This is a genomic window from Bradyrhizobium sp. USDA 4461, assembly GCF_054055655.1.
This window is the reverse complement of sequence record NZ_JBSRXM010000001.1, coordinates 8,016,186-8,034,137: the sequence shown is the minus strand read 5'-3', so window position 1 is coordinate 8,034,137 and position 17,952 is coordinate 8,016,186. Positions and strand designations below refer to the sequence as shown.

The 17,952-nt window shown below is 65.9% G+C and carries 18 protein-coding genes; 10 read left to right on the top strand and 8 right to left on the bottom strand.

Features of this window, described 5'->3' with window-relative positions; translation table 11 throughout:
• The first annotated feature begins 5 nt into the window (after window positions 1-5).
• The 9 genes from paaB to ACVINW_RS37595 all read left to right on the top strand — a co-directional run bounded on the left by paaB (window position 6) and on the right by ACVINW_RS37595 (window position 7,657).
• Complete coding sequence (gene paaB / locus ACVINW_RS37635) at window positions 6-293, top strand: 1,2-phenylacetyl-CoA epoxidase subunit PaaB (RefSeq protein ID WP_024579339.1); 288 nt, start codon at window positions 6-8, stop codon at window positions 291-293.
• Window positions 294-419: 126 nt separating this feature from the next.
• A complete protein-coding gene (paaC, locus tag ACVINW_RS37630) occupies window positions 420-1,196 on the top strand; it encodes a 1,2-phenylacetyl-CoA epoxidase subunit PaaC (protein WP_456755969.1) in 777 nt (258 codons plus the stop codon).
• Window positions 1,190-1,693: a 1,2-phenylacetyl-CoA epoxidase subunit PaaD gene (gene paaD / locus ACVINW_RS37625; protein ID WP_456755968.1), complete on the top strand. Its 504-nt coding sequence runs from the start codon at window positions 1,190-1,192 to the stop codon at window positions 1,691-1,693. Before paaC ends, paaD begins: the two co-directional genes overlap by 7 nt.
• A gap of 127 nt (window positions 1,694-1,820) precedes the next feature.
• Window positions 1,821-2,900, top strand: coding sequence for a 1,2-phenylacetyl-CoA epoxidase subunit PaaE (gene paaE / locus ACVINW_RS37620; RefSeq protein WP_456755967.1), 1,080 nt, complete (start codon window positions 1,821-1,823; stop codon window positions 2,898-2,900).
• 198 nt (window positions 2,901-3,098) lie between these two features.
• Complete coding sequence (gene paaI / locus ACVINW_RS37615; RefSeq protein WP_456755966.1) at window positions 3,099-3,554, top strand: hydroxyphenylacetyl-CoA thioesterase PaaI; 456 nt, start codon at window positions 3,099-3,101, stop codon at window positions 3,552-3,554.
• A gap of 18 nt (window positions 3,555-3,572) precedes the next feature.
• A complete protein-coding gene (paaK, locus tag ACVINW_RS37610; RefSeq protein WP_456755965.1) occupies window positions 3,573-4,904 on the top strand; it encodes a phenylacetate--CoA ligase PaaK in 1,332 nt (443 codons plus the stop codon).
• 32 nt (window positions 4,905-4,936) lie between these two features.
• Complete coding sequence (locus tag ACVINW_RS37605) at window positions 4,937-5,956, top strand: quinone oxidoreductase family protein (protein ID WP_456755964.1); 1,020 nt, start codon at window positions 4,937-4,939, stop codon at window positions 5,954-5,956.
• A gap of 179 nt (window positions 5,957-6,135) precedes the next feature.
• Window positions 6,136-7,191 carry a YeeE/YedE family protein gene (locus tag ACVINW_RS37600; RefSeq protein ID WP_456755963.1) on the top strand — a complete coding sequence of 352 codons (1,056 nt, stop codon included), beginning with the start codon at window positions 6,136-6,138 and terminating at the stop codon, window positions 7,189-7,191.
• A gap of 154 nt (window positions 7,192-7,345) precedes the next feature.
• Window positions 7,346-7,657, top strand: coding sequence for a hypothetical protein (locus ACVINW_RS37595; protein WP_456755962.1), 312 nt, complete (start codon window positions 7,346-7,348; stop codon window positions 7,655-7,657).
• Window positions 7,658-7,882: 225 nt separating this feature from the next.
• Here the strand turns inward: ACVINW_RS37595 and ACVINW_RS37590 are convergent, their stop codons facing one another.
• A complete protein-coding gene (locus ACVINW_RS37590) occupies window positions 7,883-8,782 on the bottom strand; it encodes a DMT family transporter (protein WP_456755961.1) in 900 nt (299 codons plus the stop codon).
• 89 nt (window positions 8,783-8,871) lie between these two features.
• On the opposite strand from ACVINW_RS37590, the gene pdxR reads away from it, so the two are divergent.
• The gene (gene pdxR / locus ACVINW_RS37585) at window positions 8,872-10,329 is read left to right on the top strand and encodes a MocR-like pyridoxine biosynthesis transcription factor PdxR (protein WP_456755960.1); all 1,458 of its coding nucleotides are present in this window, start codon (window positions 8,872-8,874) and stop codon (window positions 10,327-10,329) included.
• 269 nt (window positions 10,330-10,598) lie between these two features.
• Here pdxR and ACVINW_RS37580 read toward each other — a convergent pair whose 3' ends face one another.
• From ACVINW_RS37580 to ACVINW_RS37550, 7 genes are all read right to left on the bottom strand, one after another.
• On the bottom strand, window positions 10,599-11,819 hold the full coding sequence (locus ACVINW_RS37580) for a bifunctional alpha/beta hydrolase/OsmC family protein (protein ID WP_456755959.1): 1,221 nt from the start codon (window positions 11,817-11,819) through the stop codon (window positions 10,599-10,601).
• A gap of 28 nt (window positions 11,820-11,847) precedes the next feature.
• A complete protein-coding gene (locus ACVINW_RS37575; protein WP_456755958.1) occupies window positions 11,848-12,510 on the bottom strand; it encodes a sulfite oxidase-like oxidoreductase in 663 nt (220 codons plus the stop codon).
• A gap of 12 nt (window positions 12,511-12,522) precedes the next feature.
• Entirely contained in the window at window positions 12,523-13,845 is a 1,323-nt protein-coding gene (locus ACVINW_RS37570; protein WP_456755957.1) for an MFS transporter, read from the bottom strand.
• Window positions 13,846-13,922: 77 nt separating this feature from the next.
• Window positions 13,923-15,149 (bottom strand): cytochrome P450, encoded by a 1,227-nt coding sequence (locus tag ACVINW_RS37565; protein WP_456755956.1) that lies wholly within the window; start codon window positions 15,147-15,149, stop codon window positions 13,923-13,925.
• 60 nt (window positions 15,150-15,209) lie between these two features.
• Entirely contained in the window at window positions 15,210-15,416 is a 207-nt protein-coding gene (locus ACVINW_RS37560; RefSeq protein ID WP_029078045.1) for a ferredoxin, read from the bottom strand.
• Window positions 15,417-15,595: 179 nt separating this feature from the next.
• Complete coding sequence (locus ACVINW_RS37555; protein ID WP_456755955.1) at window positions 15,596-16,879, bottom strand: aspartate aminotransferase family protein; 1,284 nt, start codon at window positions 16,877-16,879, stop codon at window positions 15,596-15,598.
• A 4-nt stretch (window positions 16,880-16,883) separates the two neighbouring features.
• Window positions 16,884-17,948 carry a phosphotransferase gene (locus ACVINW_RS37550; protein ID WP_456755954.1) on the bottom strand — a complete coding sequence of 355 codons (1,065 nt, stop codon included), beginning with the start codon at window positions 17,946-17,948 and terminating at the stop codon, window positions 16,884-16,886.
• Window positions 17,949-17,952 lie beyond the last annotated feature (4 nt).

The following is a 17,952-nucleotide window of genomic DNA, read 5'->3' as shown; positions in this document are numbered from 1 at the left end:
CCGAGATGGCCACGCCGAACGTTCCGCTCTGGGAAGTCTTCATCCGCAGCCGCAACGGCCTCGCGCACAAGCATGTCGGCTCGCTGCATGCGGCGGATTCCACGCTGGCGCTGCAAGCTGCGCGCGACATCTACACCCGCCGCGGCGAGGGGCTGTCGATCTGGGTGGTGCCGTCGAACGCGATCACCGCGTCGGATCCGTCGGAGAAGGGCATGATGTTCGAGCCGGCGGAGTCCAAGATCTACCGCCACCCGACCTTCTACGACGTCCCCGACGAAGTCGGGCATATGTGAACTCGCCTCCGCTTCGTCATTGCGAGCGAAGCGAAGCAATCCATCGGGCCGCGAAGCGAGGAGCAAGCATGGATTGCTTCGTCGCTTCGCTCCTCGCAATGACGGCCAAATCAGCGAGTTGATAAGATGGCAACCGCCAATATCGAAGTCTCCGAAACGCCGCTGGTGCTCTACGCGCTGCGCCGCGCCGACGATGCGCTGATCCTCGGCCATCGGCTGTCCGAATGGTGCGGCCATGCGCCGGCGCTGGAGGAGGACATGGCGCTCGCCAATATGGGGCTCGACCTGCTCGGCCAGGCCCGCGAGCTCTACACCTATGCGGCCAAAGTCGAAGGCCGCGGCAATGATGAGGACAAGTTCGCCTATCTGCGCGACGTCCGGCAGTACCGCAACCTGCTGCTGGTCGAGCAGCCGAATGGCGACTTCGCCCGCACCATGGTGCGGCAGTTCTTCTACGCGGCGTTCGCCGATCTCTACTGGCGCGCGATGATGGCCTCCTCCGATCCGACGCTCGCCGCGATCGCGGCGAAGTCGGAGAAGGAGAGCGCCTATCACGTCAGGCATTCGTCGGAATGGATCGTCCGGCTCGGCGACGGCACCGAGGAGAGCCATCGCCGCGCGCAGCATGCGATCGACGACCTCTGGGCCTATACCGGCGAGATGTTCGCGGTCGACGACGCCGAGCGCGGCCTGATCGATGCCGGCATCGCGACCGATCCGGCGACGCTCAAGTCGCGCTGGCTGAAGACCGTCAGCGGCATCGTCAACGAGGCGACGCTGGCGTTGCCGAACAGCGATTGGATGCAGCAGGGCGGCCGCGTCGGCAGCCATAGCGAGCACCTCGGCCATCTCCTCAGCGAATTGCAATCCCTGCAGCGGACCTTCCCGGGGGCCACATGGTGACCGTCGCGCTCAGCGCTGCCGATTTGCGCCGGCGGGCCTGGCGCGCGGCTGCGCAGGTGGTCGATCCGGAAATCCCGGTGCTGACCATCGCCGATCTCGGCGTGCTGCGCGACGTCGCGGTCCGCGACGGCCATGTCGAGGTCGCGATCACGCCGACCTATTCCGGCTGCCCGGCGATGAACATGATCGCGCTCGAGATCGAACTCGCGCTGGAGCGCGAAGGCATTCACGCTCCGAAGGTGCGCACCGTGCTGTCGCCGGCCTGGACCACCGACTGGATGAGCGAGGACGGCCGCCGCAAGCTCAGGGACTACGGCATCGCGCCGCCGCAGCCCGGCTCCTCGCGCCGCGCGCTGTTCGGCGAGCAGCAGGTCGTGTGCCCGCAATGCAGCTCCGTCGATACCGAGCTGCTGTCCGAATTCGGCTCGACCTCTTGCAAGGCGCTGTGGCGCTGCAAGAGCTGCCGCGAACCCTTCGATTACTTCAAGTGTCATTGACCATGCTCGAGGCTATCAACAAGCACCCCGTCATTGCGAGCGAAGCGAAGCAATCCATGCTTCCTCGCTCGCGGAGCGATGGATTGCTTCGTCGCTTCGCTCCTCGCAATGACGGCGGAGATAGCTGATGTCCCTTGCGCCGCGCTTTCACCGTTTGTCCGTCCGCGATCTGCGCCGCGAGGCGTCGGATGCGATCTCGATGACCTTTGCGATCCCCGACGATCTGCAAGGCGACTACCGCTTCACGCCGGGCCAGTATCTGACGCTGCGCACCACGATGGACGGCGAGGAAGTCCGCCGCTCCTATTCGATCTGCTCCGGCCCGGATGACGGCGAATTGCGCATCGCGGTGAAGAAGGTCGACGGCGGCGCATTCTCGAATTGGGCCGCCGACGAGCTGAAGGCCGGCGACCAGCTCGACGTGATGACGCCGACCGGCCGCTTCGGTGTCGCGCATGCGCCCGGCGAGGCGCGGACCTATGTCGGCTTCGCCGCCGGCAGCGGCATCACGCCGATCCTCTCGATCATCAAGGGCGTGCTGGCGCGCGAGCCGAATAGCCGCTTCTTCCTGTTCTACGGCAACCGCTCGACCGAAGGCGTCATGTTCCGCGAGGCGCTGGAGGAACTGAAGGACCGCTTCATGCAGCGGCTGTCGGTGTTCCACGTCATCTCGGGCGAGGAGCAGGACATCCCGATCCTGCACGGCCGGCTCGACGGCGACAAGGTGCGGGTGCTGCTGCGCTCGCTGGTGCCGGCCGCAACCGTCGATCACGTCTTCATCTGTGGGCCGGCCGCGATGAGCGAGACCATCGAGGCGACCTGCCGCGAGATCGGCATCGCCGACGAGCGCATCCATGTCGAGCGCTTCGTGTCGGAATTCGGCGGCAAGCCGCGCCCGAAAATCGTCGTTGCCGCCGGCGCGCCGCCGAAGGCGATCGCCGGACTGATCATCGACGGCAAGCGCCGCGAAGTCCCGGTCGCCGACGGCGAATCGATCCTCGACGCCGCGCTGCGCGCCGGCATGGACCTGCCGTTTGCCTGCAAGGGCGGCATGTGCTCGACCTGCCGCGCCAAGCTTATCGAGGGCGAGGCGCCGATGGACCTGAATTATTCGCTGGAGCCGTGGGAGCTGAAGGCGGGGTTCATCCTCACCTGCCAGGCCAAGCCGTGCTCGGAGAAGGTCGTGGTCGATTACGACCACGTCTAGGTGTCATTCCGGGGCGCGCGTAGCGCGAGCCCGGAATCCATTCTTCTACCGGGGACGCGGCCCGATGGATTCCGGGCCTGCGCCTTGCGGCGCATCCCGGAATGACGGCGCAAGAGTTGACGACCATTGGTGTCGCGCACGACACTGATGTGACACCAAGAGGCCCATCGCAACGGGCCCGTGCACAGGGAGTTCGACGTGAATGTGAAGGCCACGCTATCGCCTGAGGATGTCGCCCGCGCCTGCGCGGATGCGATGTGGAAGGAAGACGACGCCAGCAAGGGCCTCGGCATGGAGCTGGTCGAGATCAAGCCGGGGCAGGCTGTGATGGCGATGACCGTGCAGCCGCACATGGTCAACGGCCAGCGCATCTGCCATGGCGGCTACATCTTCACGCTCGCCGATTCCGCGTTCGCCTTTGCCTGCAACAGTCATAACGATCGCGCGGTGGCGGCGCAGGGCAACATCACCTTCATCCGGCCCGGCAAGCTCGGCGACCGGCTGGTCGCGACCGCGCGCGAGATCTCGCGCAGCGGCCGCTCCGGAATCTACGACGTGCGCGTCGCCGCTGGCGACAACGTGATCGCCGAGTTTCGCGGACATTCGCGGGTGATACAAGGCAGCTGGCTGCCGGATACGGACATCAAGGCATAACGTTCAGGGGAAACGTCGATGGCTACGGCAAAGCTCAGGGTTGGAGACAGCGGCTATCACGCCGAGCTCGATGCGGCTGAACGCGCCTCGCGCGACGAGATCATGGCGTTGCAGACCAGGCGGCTCGCCTGGTCGCTCAAGCATGCCTATGACAACGTCGCGCATTACAAGAAAAGCTTCGATGCCGCGGGCGTGCACCCCACAGACTTCAAACAGCTCCCCGACCTCGCCAAGTTTCCCTTCACGGTGAAGACCGACCTGCGCGACAATTACCCCTTCAACATGTTCGCGGTGCCGCGCGAGCGGCTGGTGCGGGTGCACGCTTCCTCGGGCACCACCGGCAAGCCGATCGTGGTCGGCTATACCAAGGCCGATATCGACACCTGGGCGGACGTGATGGCGCGCTCGATCCGCGCCGCCGGCGGCCGCACCGGCATGCTGATGCATAATGCCTATGGCTATGGCCTGTTCACCGGCGGCCTCGGCGCGCATTACGGCGCCGAGCGGCTCGGCTGCACGGTGATCCCGATCTCCGGCGGCATGACCGAGCGCCAGGTGCAGCTGATCAACGATTTCAAGCCCGATATCATCACGGTGACGCCGAGCTACATGCTGGCGATCCTCGACGAGTTCAAGCGGCAGGGGCTCGATCCGCGCAAATCGTCGCTGAAGTTCGGCATCTTCGGCGCCGAGCCCTGGACCAACGCGATGCGCGTCGAGATCGAGCAGGCCTTCGACATGGATGCGTCAGACATCTACGGCCTGTCCGAGGTGATCGGCCCCGGCGTTGCGCAGGAATGCGTGGAGACCAAGGACGGGCTGCACGTTTGGGAGGATCATTTCTATCCCGAGGTGATCGATCCGCTGACCGGCAAGGTGCTCGGCGACGGCGAGAAAGGCGAACTGGTGTTCACCTCGCTGACCAAGGAAGGCTTTCCGATCATCCGCTACCGCACCCGCGACCTGACGCGGCTGCTGCCCGGCACGGCGCGGCCCGGCATGCGGCGGATGGAGAAGGTGACCGGCCGTTCCGACGACATGATCATCCTGCGCGGCGTCAACGTGTTCCCGACCCAGATCGAGGAAGCGCTGCTGGCGACCGACTGGTGCGGCGGTCACTTCATCATCGAGCTGACCCGCGAGGGCCGCATGGACGAGATGACGGTGCTTGCCGAAGCCCGGCCCGAGAGCTGGGACGGCGAGGGGCTCGCCGCGCACGCCGAAAAGCTCTCCGGTTTCATCAAGAACACCATCGGCATCTCGACCCGAATCCGCGTCGTCGCGCCCGACACTCTGGAACGTTCCCTCGGCAAGGCGAAACGGGTTTACGATAAGCGGCCGAAAGGGTAACTCCTGCTCATAACAGAGCAGGGTGATCCTTGATGCCGGTTTCTTCAAAGCCTGACGCGCGACCCGTCTCGGTCGACGCCCGCTGCGTCCGCCTGCTGGCGAAGGCGGAGAACGCGGCGGCGGTGGCGCCGGTGGTCGAGAACCACCTTCTCTCGCGCGGCGACAATGACGTCCTGATCGAGATGAAAGCCGCGGCGGTCAATCCGTCCGACGTCAAGGCTGCGACCGGGCTGATGCCTTATGCCGTGTTCCCGCGCACCTCCGGCCGCGACTATGCCGGCGTCGTGATCGACGGCCCGTCGGGCCTGATCGGGCGCGAGGTGTTCGGCTCGTCCGGCGACCTCGGCATCCGCCGCGACGGCAGCCATGCCACGCATCTGGTGGTCGAGGCCGCTGCCGTGGTGGAAAAGGCCGCCGGCCTGTCCTGGGACGAAGCTGCCGGGATCGGCGTGCCGTTTGTCACCGCGATGGAAGGCCTGCGCCGCGCCGGTCTGCCGAAACCAGGCGAGACCATGCTGGTGATGGGCGTCAACGGCAAGGTCGGCCAGGCCGCGGTGCAGATCGCGAGCTGGCACGGCGCGCGCGTGATCGGCGTCGTGCGCAAGAGCGAGCCCTATGAGGGCCACAGCAATGCGCCGGTCGAGGTGATCGACGCCTCCGCCGTCGATGTCGCCGCGCGCGTGCGCGAGCTGACCGGCGGCAAGGGCGCCGACATCGTCTACAACACCGTCGGCGATCCCTATTTCCAGGCCGCGCACAAGTCGCTGGCGCTGCGCGGCCGCCAGATCCTGATCGCGGCGGTCGACCGCATCGTGCAGTTCAACATCCTCGAATTCTATCGCGGCCAGCACACCTATGTCGGCATCGACACGCTCGCGCTGTCGTCGGTTGCGACCGGCGAGGTGCTGCGCGAGCTCGCGCCGGGCTTTGCCGGCGGACATCTGAAGCCATTCCCGATCAAGCCGAGCGCGATCTATCCGCTGGAACAGGCCAAGGCCGCGTTCGTTGCCGTGGCAGGCTCGTCGCGCGACCGCGTGATTTTGCGGCCGTAATCCACCGTCATTGCGAGGAGCCAACGGGTCTCGCCTCCGGCGAGCCCGATGATAAACTCCGCGACGAAGCAATCCATTCTCTCCCATTACGGTGCTATGGATTGCTTCGCGGAGCCTGTCATCCGGCGGCGCTTCGCGCCGACCGGTTGGCTCGCAATGACGAACTCTGAGGGACTTCCATGGACCCCGCCACAACAGTCATCCTCGCTGCCCTCGTCATCGGCCTGATCTACGGCTCGGTCGGGCTCGTCAGCGGCTTCTGCATGATGAGCGGCCTGCGCGGCTGGTGGGCGGAGGGCGACGGCCGGCTGGTACGCACCTATGCGCTGGCGATGGGTATCGCGATCGCGGCCTCGCAGCTGCTGGCGGCAGCCGGCCTCGTCGATCTCGGCAAGTCGATCTATCTGCAACCGTCGTTCTCGGCGCCGGTGATGTTCCTCGGCGGGCTCTTGTTCGGTTACGGCATGGTGCTGTCGAACGGCTGCGGCTCGCGGGCCTTGGTGCTGCTCGGGCGCGGCAACCTGCGGTCCTTCGTGGTCGTGATCGTGCTCGGCATTGTCGCCGAGATGACGCTGAAGGGCCTGATCGCGCCGGCGCGGATCGCGATGGTGCAGGTCTCGCAGGCCACGATCGCGGTCAATTCGGTGCCGGCGCTGCTGGCAAGCGCCGGCCTCGGCGCGGTGTCGGCGCGGATGATCGCAGCCGCGGTGCTATCAGCCGTGCTGATGATTTTCGCCTTTGCCGATGCACCATTCCGCAAGTCGCCGGGCCAGATCGCAGCCGGCCTGATCGTCGGCCTGCTGGTGGCGGGCGGCTGGTACGCGACGGGCTATCTCGGCGCCGACGATTTCAATCCGGTGCCGGTCACGTCACTGACCTTCATCGCGCCGATCGCCGACGCCCTGCAATATGTCATGCTGTCGACCGGCTCGACGCTCAATTTCGGCATCGTCACCGTGTTCGGCGTGTTTGCCGGCAGCCTGGTCACTGCACTTGCCACCGGGCGCTTCAAGCTCGAAGGCTACCGCTCGCCGCAGCACATGCTGCGCTCGGCAGGCGGCGCCGCCCTGATGGGCGCGGGCGGTGTGATGGCATTCGGTTGCTCGGTCGGGCAGGGGCTGACGGGACTGTCGACGCTGTCGCTGTCCTCCTTCATCGCCATCGCCGGCATCATGCTTGGCACCGCCGCCGGCCTGCGCGGCGCGCTCCGGGTGAGGCCGCTTGCGACGGCCTAGGGCGTTTACTCATAGCCGTCGGCTTCCAGTCATAAAGCGGAAGTTGCCCAGTTAGTTGTCGGCGGCTTATAACCCAATACGGACATTCGGCGCCCAAGCGCTATTTCTATGCTAATGGAAACCTTAACTGAAGTTCGTGCGGGCTATCCAGCAGATGTCCACCATCATAAAGGAAATGATTGCTTCGCTTGCCGCGAGGCATAAGGCAGATGAGGAGCTTGATAGGCCTGAGCCGCAGCGCCTGTTGAGCGATGCCGCTCTTGAGAAATGGAGCGTGCAGAGCGAGCTGCCGAGGGATGACTTGTACGATGCATTGGCGCTCGAATTGGCGTCGGAATTTAACAAGAAGACCCTTGATTTCGACTTCTGTGATCGGGTCGTGAACGAGCTGTTGGGCCATTATGGGCGCGCGTCCCGATTTGCCCCCTTTGTTTTGGGATGTCTACTTAGCCTTCGATGCGGGTGAGTTCTATCCTGACAACGACCACAGCACCGACCCGGTAGCCAGATTTACGCGGCCGCAGATTGCGGAAATTGTTCAAAGATTTACTTCAAGTCGTGGCTGAGCGGGGCCGCCTTGCATCTGCACTAAGTCCAGTGTTGGCCCAAGGCCGACATGCAGCGACGTCGGTTTCGACGTCAGCTTCCGAGACCGAAGCGGACGTGACAAATCTATGAGTACAGGCCCTAGTTACGCCCGCGCCGGCGCATCCGCGAGCGAGCTCAACGCGATGCCGCCGACGATCAGGGCCGCGGCGATCGCCAGTGAGAGATCGATCGGTTCGCCGAGCAGCAGTGAAGCGGTCACGATGCCGACGATCGGCGTTCCCGTGGTACCGAGCGATGTCGTCAGCGCCGGCAGGCTCTTGTTGACCATGGACATCGCCCAATAGGCCAGCGCCGTGCCGATGAAGCCGGAATAGAGGAACAGCAGCACGAGGTGCGGGGACCATGTCACCGTGGGCACGCCCTCGGTGACCAGCGCCGTCGTGGTCAGCACCAGCGTCGCGACCAGCACCTGCCACAGCAGGAGCTGCAGCGGCGTCGCGATCCAGCGGTGCGAGCGGATATAGATGATGTTGGCGGCCCAGCAGATCGCGGCGAGAATGATCATGCCGGCGCCGGCGATGATGTGCAGGTTGCTCCAGTCCAGCGATGCCGGGTTGAGGATCACGCAGAGGCCGGCGAGTCCCGACGCGACGCCGACGAGCTTCAGCGTTCCGAGCCGTTCGGTTCGCGCCACGCCTGCCGCCAGCGCCACCCAGAGCGGCGTGGTGTAGCCGAGCACGATGCCCTTGCTCGCCGGCAAATAGCGAAGGCCGGCGGCGACCAGCGTCGAGAAGAACGTCATGTGCAGCAGCGCGACGCTGAGCACCACCGGGACATCGGCGATCCGCGGAATGATCAGATTGCCGCTGGCGCGGAGGATCACCAGCAGTGCGGCCAGGGCGACCCAGCTGCGGATCGAAGCGGTCCACAGCGGCGGCACCGCCACCACCAGCGATTTCGTCACCGACCAGTTGATGCCCCAGGCCAGCACCACGACGATGAATAAAGCGGCGGCTTTGGCCGGCGATAGCGATTGATTCACTGCCGTATCCTTGCGGGCGATACCGCTTGTGAATAGGATCGCGCTGGCTCTCTCGAAAGAGCCAGATCGGATAGAACTAAGGAGCCAGATTGATCCTCGCCGAATTGCTCGAGCTGAAGCGGTCGGACGGTGCCGGGCTGGCCGCGCAGTTGACGCAGCAGCTGCGCGCGCTGATGGCGAGCGGCCGGATCCGCAGCGGCGCCGTGCTGCCGTCGAGCCGCACGCTTTCGGCGGAGCTCGACGTGTCGCGCAACACGGTGACGCATGCCTATGAGCAGCTCACGGCCGAGGGGTATCTGCGTGTCGCCGCGCGGCGGCGGCCGGTGGTGTCCGACGATATCGAGGCGCGCTTCGCCAAACCTGCGCCTGCGCCGCGGCGCGATGGCGCCCGCAGACCGCTGCTGTCGCCCTGGGCCTTGCAGCTTTCCGAGACAGATTGGCCGCTGTCCTACCAGGCCAATTTCCGGCCGCTCCGTCCCGGGCTGGCGGATGCGCGCGAGTTTCCGCACCAGATCTGGGGGCGCTGCCTGCGCCGCAGCGCGCTGCGCCGCCGCTTGAACGACCAGACCGTGATCAACAGGCCGAGCCTGCGCAAAGCCTTGCGCGACTATCTCGAAATCAGCCGTGGTGTGCACGCCGAGGCCGATCAGATCCTGATCCTGCCGACCGCGCAGGCGGCGCTGACGCTGATCGCAGCAGCCGTCATCGCGCCGGGCGATGCGGTGTGGACCGAGGATCCCGGCTATCCCGGCGCCGCGGCGGCGTTTCGCGCGGCCGGCGCCGACGTCGTCGGTGTCAGGCTCGACCAATGGGGCATGATGCGGACGCGCGCGGCGCGTGCGCCAAAGCTGATCTTCACGACGCCCTCGCATCAGCATCCGACCGGGCGGGTGATGCCGGTTGCGCGCCGCACCGAATTGCTGGCGTCCGCCGCGCCCGGCAAGACCTGGATCGTCGAGGACGATTACGACGGCGAGTTTCACTATGACAGCCGTCCGATGCCGGCGTTGCAGGGGCTCGACCGCGAGGGACGCGTGCTCTATCTCGGCACCTTCGCAAAAGCGATGACGGCCGATATCCGCATCGGCTATCTGGTGGTGCCGCAGCAACTGGCGCGGACCATGGAGATCGCGCAGCGCCATCTCGGGCTGATCGCGTCCGTGCATGTCCAGGAAGCGCTGGCCGATTTCATGGCTGACGGGCATTTCCTGGCACACATCAGGCGCATGCGGCGGATCTACCGGGCGCGCCGCGACCATCTCGCCGCGGCGCTGGCGCGGCAGCTGGGCGAGGTGCTCGCGGCCGAGGTCCCGCCGGGCGGCATGCAGCTGATCGCACGCTTCAAGGATGCCGCCACAGATCAGGGCGCCGTGACCCGGCTGGTGGCCGCCGGTGTCGAGGTGCGCGCGCTGTCGAGCCTCGCGCTGGAGCGGCCGCGCGACCACGGCCTGTTGATCGGCTTCGCGGCCTGGCGCGAAAGCGAGATCGGCGCCGCGGTCCGCACCATGGCGAACTGCCTGACGGGGAAGCGCGCGGCGCGGGGATAGACGGCGAGGGGGCGTGCAGGATTTCGGAATACTAGAAGTATATTGCTGAGTTGCCCGACGCGTCAAGTGGCCTGGAGCATGATCCGGAAAAGTGCGAAGCGGTTTTCCGAAAAGATCATGCTCAAACAAGGAGCTAACGCGCGATAACAATACAAGCCAATCTCCGCGCTTCAGTCGGTCGCCGGCTACCGCCGGCTCCTTTGCATGGGGTTGTTCCTCGATATTTGTCAGCGCGCCCTTGCGATGGCTCTTTTCCCTGCATCGCAGGCTCACTCCGCCGCCCTGGTGACGATCCGCACCTCCGAGGTCAACGTCTTGTGCACCGGACACTTGTCGGCGATCTCCATCAGCCGCTTGCGCTGGTCGGCGTCGAGCTCGCCGTCGATCCTGATGACGCGCTCGATCTGGTCGAGCATGCCCTCGCGCGTCTCGCACTCCTCGCAATCCTTGGCGTAGATCTTGTTGTGCTGGAGCGTCACGGTGATGCGATCGACCGGCAGCGACTTGCGGTCGGCATACATCCGCATCGTCATCGAGGTGCAGGCGCCGAGCCCGGTGAGCAGGAAATCGTACGGCCCGGGCCCGCTGTCATTGCCGCCGACGGCGACCGGTTCGTCGGCGATCAGCCGGTGCGGACCGGTGGTGACGAGCTGCTGGAACTTGCCGTTGCGGGTCTCCTGCACCACGACGTTGCGCGGCGCGCTGCCGGCCTCCGCCGCCGGCTGCGGCATGAGGTCGACATAGCGCTCGGCCCAGGCGCCGATCACGTCGGCGACATAGGCGGCGTCCTGCTTGCCGCTCAGAAGGTGATCCGCGCCGGCCAGCGAGACGAAGCTTTTCGGATGCCTGGCCGCGATGAAGATGTTGGTGGCGTTGTCGATGCCGACGGTGTCGTCGGTCGGTGCATGCATGATCAGCAGCGCCTTGTGCAGCTGCTTGACCTGCGCCATCAAATTCTGCTCGGCGACATCGTCGAGGAATTCGCGCGTGATGCGGAACGGGCGGCCGGCGAGCGACACCACGCCTTCACCCTGCGCGCGGATGTCCTCGATCTTGTCCTTGAAGAAATGCGTGACGTGGGCGGGGTCGGACGGTGCGGCGATGGTGACGACGGCCTTGGCCTCGGGGATCTGGCCCGCTGCCGCCAGGATCGCGGCGCCGCCGAGGCTGTGGCCGATCAGGATCGCCGGCGCCTTGCGCGTCTCGCGCAGATGGTCGGCGGCGCGGACCAGATCGGCGACGTTCGACGAGAACGTCGAGTTGGCGAAATCGCCCTCGCTGGAGCCGAGGCCGGTGAAATCGAATCGCAGCGTGGCGATGCCCTTGGCGGCGAGCGCAGTCGCGATGCGCTTGGCCGCCAGCACGTCCTTGCCGCAGGTGAAGCAATGCGCGAACAGCGCATAGGCCTTGATCGGGCCATCGGGCGTATCGAGCGCGGCGGCAAGCTGGTGGGCGCCGACACCGGTGAATTGGAAGCGTTCGTGCGGCACGGCCAGGCTCCATCACTGCGTTGGTTGGTCATTCGCCAGAATAGCGCTGTTCGGCCCAGGGATCACCGCGATTGTGATAGCCGCGCACTTCCCAGAAGCCGGGCGCATCCTCGGTGACGAATTCGATGCGTTGCAGCCATTTGGCGCTCTTCCAGAAATAGAGATGCGGCACCACGAGCCGCACCGGGCCGCCGTGCTCCTGCTCCAGCGGCTTGCCGGACCAGCTATGCGCGAGCAGCGCGTCCTCAGCGGCAAAGTCCTCGATCGGCAGGTTCGTCGTATAGCCGTCATAGGAATGCAGCACGACGAAGCGCGCATCCTCGCGCGGCTGGCAGGCGGCGAGCAGGTCGCGCGTCGCAAGCCCCTCCCATTGATTGTCGTAGCGCGACCAGGTCGTGACGCAGTGGATATCCGAAACAAATTTCGTTTGTGGCTGCGCGGTGAATTGCGCCCAGTCCCAGTAGATCGTCTGCTCGACCGCGCCGTGGACATCGAGCCGCCAGCGCTCCCGCGTGATGTTCGGCAGCAGCCCGAGATCGAGCACCGGCCAGTCCTTGGTCAGATGCTGGCCGGGCGGCAGGCGCTGCTCCTCCGGCCGCGTGATCTTGCCGGTGAGGAATTTGCCTTCGCGGGCCCAGCGCTGCTTGCTGCGCGTCAGCTTGCTCTCGGGCGGCTCCTGGTCGTCGGTCATCGCGTCAATCCATCATTCGTGCCGATGCATCGCGGAGTCGTGCTTGGTGTCGCGCATGGTCGAGTAGATCAAGAGCGACAGGAAGATCATGCCGCTGAGATAATAATAGAACCAGTCCTCGTGCCCGATGCTCTTGAAATAGAGCGCGACCGCGGGCGCTGTGCCGCCGAAGATCGATACCGTGATGGCGTAGGGCAGGCCGACGCCGAGTGCGCGGACATTGGTCGGGAACAGCTCGGCCTTCACGATCGCGTTGATCGAGGTATAGCCGGCGACGAAGATCCAGGCGCCGCAGATCAGCAGGAAAGCGATGAAGGGCGACTTGGTCTCCTTCAGCGCGGTCAGGATCGGGATCGTCGCCAGCGTGCCGGCGATGCCGAAGAAGATCAAGAGCGGCTTGCGGCCGATCTTATCGGAGAGACCGCCATAGATCGGCTGCAGGATGGTCGCGAAGATCAGCGAGCCGAAGATCACGAAGGTGGTCTGGTCCTCGGTGAGGCCGACCGACAGTTTCACGAAGGTCTGCATGTAGGTGGTGAAGGTGTAAAACGCCGCGGTGCCGCCGGCGGTAAGGCCGACCACCAGCAGCAATTCGCGCGGGTAGTTGAGGAGGCCGACGATCGAGCCGGTCGGCTTGGAGACCTTCTTGGCCTCCTCGAACGCCTCGGTCTCGTGCAGGCCGCGCCGCATCACCGCTGCGAAGATCGCGAGCAAGGCGCCGATCACGAATGGAATCCGCCAGCCCCAGGCCTTCAGCTCGTCCGGGGTCAGGAACACCTTCTGCAGCAACAGCAGCACGATGATCGCGGTGAGCTGGCCGCCGATCAGCGTGACGTACTGGAAGCTGGAATAGAAGCCGCGATGCTTGGGATCGGCGACCTCGCTGAGATAGGTGGCGCTGGCGCCATATTCGCCGCCGAGGCTGAGGCCCTCGATGACGCGGGCCAGCGCCAGGATCGCCGGCGCCGCAATGCCGATCGTGGCGTAGGTCGGCGTCGCCGCGATGATCAGCGAGCCGAAGCACATGCAGACCACCGAGAGCGTCAAGGACAGCCGGCGGCCGTAGCGGTCGGCGATGAAGCCGAACAGCCAGCCGCCGAGCGGGCGCATCAGGAAGGTCGCGGCGAACAGCACGGCGGCATTGAGCTGCTGCACCACCGGGTCGCTGTGCGGGAAGAACGCCGGCGCGAAATACAGCGCGAACGCGGTGTAGGCGTAGAAATCGTACCATTCGACGAGATTGCCGACCGATCCGATGAAGATCGCCTTCACCCGCCGCTCGACGTCATGGATGTCGAGACGATCGCTCGCGGATTGAGCGGTTTGTTCGGACATTGGCAGGCCTCCCCGGATTCTCTGGCACGATTCCGGGGCAACCTATCTCATTTGCGTGGGGCGATGTAACCTGCTCTTCAGGCGTTCTTGCCGAACAGGACAGGCAGTTGACGCGGGCCGCGCACCGTGCCTTCCGACCAGGTCACCTTGCCGGCCGGGTCGAGCCGGAAATCCGGAATCCGCTTCAGCCATTCCTCGATCGCGACCTGCATCTCCATCCGCGCCAGATTGGAACCGACACAGCGGTGGATGCCGAGGCCGAAGGCGGCGTGGCGGTTCTCCTTGCGGTCGATCACCACCTTGTCGGCATCGGGGAACATGGCGGGGTCGCGGTTGGCCGCGGGGAACGACAGCAGTACCATGTTGCCGGCCTTGACCGGGCAGCCGGAGATCGTGGTTTCCTTCATCACCTCGCGCGCCATCGTGACCGGCGAATAGGCGCGCAGGAATTCCTCGATCGCAGTCGGGATCAGCGCCGGCTCCGCGACCAGGCGCGCGCGATCGGCCGGCGTCCTGGCGAGGTGCCAGAGCGAGGAGCCGATCGCGCTCCAGGTGGTGTCGATGCCGGCGATCAACAGCAGCCGCAGCGAGCCGAGCACGTGCTCGTCGGTCAGCGGCTGGCCGCCGGGGCCCTTGGCCCGCAAGAGCTGCGAGATCAGATCGTCACCCGGCTCAAGCTTGCGCTGCTCGAGATGGGCCATGAAATAGCCGGTCATCTCGCGTACGCCGTTCATCAGCTCCTCTTCGTTCTTGATGCCGAGCTCGAGGATCTGGTGGATCCATTTGATGAAGAGGTCGCCGTCCTTCTCGGGAATTCCCAGCATATGCGCGATGGCGCGCACCGGGATGTGCTTGGTGTAGCGCGCTGCGGCGTCGCAATGGCCGTCGGCGATGAACTCGTCGATCAGCTCGTTGCAGATCGCGCGCACCCGCGGCTCCAGCCGCTTCATCGCATCCGGCGTGAACGGCGGCAGCAGCACCTGCTTGGCGGGCTTGTGCTCCGGCGGATCGGATGTGATCGGCGGTGCGCGGGCCGAGATCTCCGGGCGGACGTCGCGCACGATGACGCGGCGCGAGGAGAAGTGCTCGGTGTCGTAGGCGATCTCCTTCACCGCCTGATAGGTGGTCGGCATGTAGCAGCCGAGGAAGCGCTCGGTGTGCACGACCGGCGAGGCCGCGCGCAGCGTCTCCCAGATCGGGAACGGGTCGTCGGTCCAGACCGGATCGGTGTGGTCGAAATCATGCACCCAGTCGGTGACCGGAGGATGTTCGGGCAGATAGCTTGCGGACGGGGAATCGGACATCAGCTCGTTTCCTTCTCGTTCGATCAAACGCTGGTCGGCGCAGCGGGCGGCGCGCGGCCGTTACTCCTCGGTGACTTCGATCGCGATTTCCGGGCAGTTGGTCTGCGCGAGCCAGGCCTTGTCCTCGAGCCCGGCGGGAACGGTCCCGTCGCCGGCTTCATGAGCGTTGCCGTATTCATCGAGCTCGAACAGTTCGGGGGCGAGTGATTTGCAGCGCGCGTGACCCTGGCATTTGTCCTGGTCGACGCGGATTCTGAGCTTGGACATGCAAGCACTCTCCCTCGGCTCTGGCGCGCTGCGGAGCGCGCCGGGTTCCTCATTTTCGCATGATGCAAGTTCTAGCTTGCTTGGGCGGCCGGCCTCAAAGCCGGATCGCCAAGTTATACTCTATTACATTATCGTCAGGCGCGCGCGTCAAGCGAAAATTCAGTGGCTGGCGCGGCCGGTCAGCCCGGCGGATTTTCCTGCAGCGCCTGGTCGAGGGCGTCGACCAGCAAGTCGACATGCTCCGGGCCAAATACCAGCGGCGGCCGGATCTTCAGGACATTGCCGCCGGGCCCCGCCGCGCTGATCAGCACGCCGTTCTCGCGCAGCGCATTGACGATCCGCGCCGCCTGCTTGCCGGCGGGAGCGCCGCCATGGCGCAAGTCGACACCGATGAACAGGCCGGCACCGCGGACCTCCGCCACCAGTTCATGGCGCGCGCGCAATGCGTCGAGCCGCTGCCGCAGAAGCGTACCGGTACGCCCGGCATTCCCGACCAGGCCTTCGCGCTCGATCACGTCGAGCACCGCCATGCCGGCGGCGGCCGACACCGGATTGCCGCCAAAGGTGTTGAAATAGCGCGAGCGGGCGCCGAACTCCTTCAGCAACTCTGGTCGCGCGGCCATCGCGGCGATCGGATGGCCGTTGCCCATCGGCTTGCCCATCGTGACCAGGTCGGGAACGATGCCGTGGCGGGCAAAGCCCCAGAGGCCCTGGCCACAACGGCCGAAGCCCGGCTGCACCTCGTCGGCGATGAACAGTGCGCCGGCCGCATGCGCGGCCTCCACCGCCGGCCGCAGGAAGCCCGGCGGATCGGCGAACACGCCGTCGCTGGAGAAGATCGTGTCGACCAGCAGCGCGGCCGGACGAATGCCGCTGCGGGCCATATCGGCGAATGCGGTCCGGACGTGGCTTGCAAAGATCTCGCCCGTTTCATCGCCGGCGGACTGCGGCGCCGACACCAGACGGACATGGGGCGCGGTTGGCTCGGGCAGGCCGAGTGACGGCGACAATTCGGCCAGCGCGCCGGTGACGCCGTGATAGGCGGTGCGGGTGACGACGACGCCGGTGCCGCCGGTGCAGGTGCGGGCGACACGGAGTGCCAGATCGTTGGCCTCGCTGCCGGTGCAGGTGAACATCACCTGGCCGATTTCGGCCGGGAAGGTCGCGAGCAGCCGCTCGGCGTAGTCGAGGATCGTCTCGTGCAGATAGCGGGTGTGGGTGTTGAGCACTGCGGCCTGCCGCGCGATCGCCTCGATGACGTGCGGATGGCAATGGCCGACGCAGGCGACGTTGTTGTAGGCGTCGAGATAGCGCTTGCCTGCGGCGTCGTACAGCCAGATGCCGTCGCCGCGCAGCACATGCACCGGCTGCTCGTAGAACAGCCGGTAGGCCGGACCGAGCAGGCGGTTGCGGCGCGCGATCAGCTCCTGGGTCGATTGCTGCGTCGAGGTGTCGGCCGGCATTGTGTCACTCTCCCTGACAGGCACGCTCGATCTGTTGTGCGGCCTCTGTTCGCGTCAGCGTCGCGATCCGGGCGAGCCGGGCCGACGCCTGCTTGTTGTTGCGCAAAATATAGCCGCTGTTCTCCGGATAGCGAGCGGCCCTGATGTTGCTGATCACGATCGTCATCACCATGCGGGTCGCGATCAGGTCGAATAGGATGCCGCGCTCGCGCGGCTCGAGCGGCGAGACCGCATGATAGGTCGCGATCAGATCGAGTGTCGCCGCCAGCGGCTCGTCGCTGTCGGTCACCTGATAGGCGGCTGCTATCGCGAGGTCGTTGATGCGGGCCGTCGCCGTCATGTCGCCGAAATCGATGATGCCGCAGACGCGGGCTTGCGAGGCCGCGTCGACGACGATGTTGTGCGGATTGAGATCGTTGTGCAGCGGTTGCTTTGGAAGCTGCGCCAATACGGGTGCGGCGTCGGCCTCGAAATGATCGAGGACGCGTTCGACCTGCTCGCGCTGGGCTGATGGCACCGCGCCGAGCAGCGGCCGCAGCTCGGCGGCATGCTGGATGTCCCAGAGCAGTTTGTGGTCCGCACCGGGGTGAACGAAGTCGCGCAGCGCAAGCGCGAGCCGGGCCGCGCAGCGGCCGACGTCGCCGCGCAAGGTCGCCGATTGCGGCGCCTGATGCATCGGCGTTCCCGCAAGGAACGTCAGCAGCCGCACCACCCTCGTCGAGCCGTCGTCGAAGCCGATGTCGAGCTCGGCGGCGCCATTCCGCGCAGGGATGATGCGCGGGATCGGCAGCAGCGGATCACGGATCGCGACGTGACGCAGCGCCTCGGTCTGCAGATTGGTGACGGCGCGATCCTCTGTGGGATTGGCGATCTTGAGGACGTATTCGCATCCATCTGGCGCGCGCAGCCGGAAATTCTGGTCGCGCTCGCTGTCGAGCCGGCGGATCTCGGCCGACAGGCCGTAGTGCTCCCTGACAAGCGTCAGCGCATGTGCCTCCGCGATCGGCCCGGCGGCGCGCAGCCCGTCGAGCGGGTGCGTGGCGTCAGTGGACGAACGACAGTTCTGCATCTGA